This is a genomic window from Streptomyces sp. NPDC088812, from assembly GCF_044750285.1.
In the GTDB taxonomy this organism is placed as follows: domain Bacteria; phylum Actinomycetota; class Actinomycetes; order Streptomycetales; family Streptomycetaceae; genus Streptomyces.
Genome location: NZ_JBIVJP010000086.1, coordinates 1 through 1,210, shown reverse-complemented (window position 1 = coordinate 1,210; position 1,210 = coordinate 1). Strand labels below are relative to the sequence as shown.

Genomic DNA, 1,210 nt, shown 5'->3' with positions numbered 1-1,210 from the left:
CCGCGGCGGGTCATCGCGATGGCCTGGCCGAACGCCTGCGGGTGCACGGCCGTGACGAGCACGCCGTGGGCGCCGCCGATCTTCTCCTGGATCTCCACGGAGGGGTCCGCCACGTTCGCGTTCACGGTCAGCTCCGCGCCGTGCCGGGAGGCGAGCGCCAGCTTGTCGTCCGCGACGTCCACGGCCACCACGCGCATGCCCATCGCCACGGCGTACTGCACCGCGATGTGCCCCAGGCCGCCGATGCCGGAGATCACGACCCACTGCCCGGGCCGCACCTCGGTCTGCTTCAGCCCCTTGTACACCGTGACGCCGGCGCACAGGACCGGGCCGACCTCCATCGGGTCCGCGCCCTCGGGGATCACGGGCGCGTAGCGGGCATCCACGAGCATGTACTCACCGAACGAACCGTCCACGGAGTAGCCGCCGTTGACCTGCTCCTCGCACAGGGTCTCCCACCCGGTGCGGCAGTACTGGCAGTGGCCGCACGCTCGCCACAGCCACGCGTTGCCGACCATGTCCCCGACCTTGAGGTTCTCGACGTCGGGTCCGACCTCCTCGACGATGCCCACGCCCTCGTGGCCCGGGATGAACGGCAGGGTCGGCTTCACCGGCCAGTCGCCCTCCATCGCGTGCAGGTCCGTGTGACAGACGCCCGAGGAGATGAGCTTCACGAGCGCTTCGTGCTGGCCGGGCGACGGACGCTCGACCTCCTTGACGTCGGCCCCTTTGCCGAACTGGGTGACGACGGCTGCCTTCATCGTGGTCATGGGGGATCACCTTTCGTGGAGTGGGGAGGGGGTCGTGCCGTGCCGGCGTCGGCTCAGAAGAACCCGAGCTTGTCCTCGGAGTAGGAGACGAGCAGGTTCTTGGTCTGCTGGTAGTGGTCGAGCATCATCAGGTGGTTCTCACGGCCGATGCCGGAGGACTTGTACCCGCCGAACGCGGCGTGGGCCGGGTAGGCGTGGTAGTTGTTCACCCACACGCGGCCGGCCTGGATCGCCCGGCCCGCGCGGTAGGCGGTGTTGCCGTTCCGGGACCACACGCCGGCGCCGAGCCCGTAGAGCGTGTCGTTGGCGATCCGCATGGCGTCGTCGAAGTCGGTGAACGTGGTCGTCGAGACCACCGGCCCGAAGATCTCCTCCTGGAAGATGCGCATCGAGTTGTCCCCACGGAAGATCGTGGGCTGCACGTAGTAGCCGCCGGCCAG

Annotated in this window: 1 protein-coding gene and 1 pseudogene; both read right to left on the bottom strand. The window is 69.0% G+C overall.

Translation table 11 applies throughout. The features are described 5' to 3' along the window. Positions 1–770: zinc-dependent alcohol dehydrogenase (locus ACIP67_RS43375; protein ID WP_401700258.1), on the bottom strand; the 770-nt coding region annotated here is incomplete at its 3' end. A 53-nt stretch (positions 771–823) separates the two neighbouring features. Beyond that, positions 824–1,210 (bottom strand): annotated as a pseudogene (gene adh, locus ACIP67_RS43370) (aldehyde dehydrogenase); the annotation flags it as partial.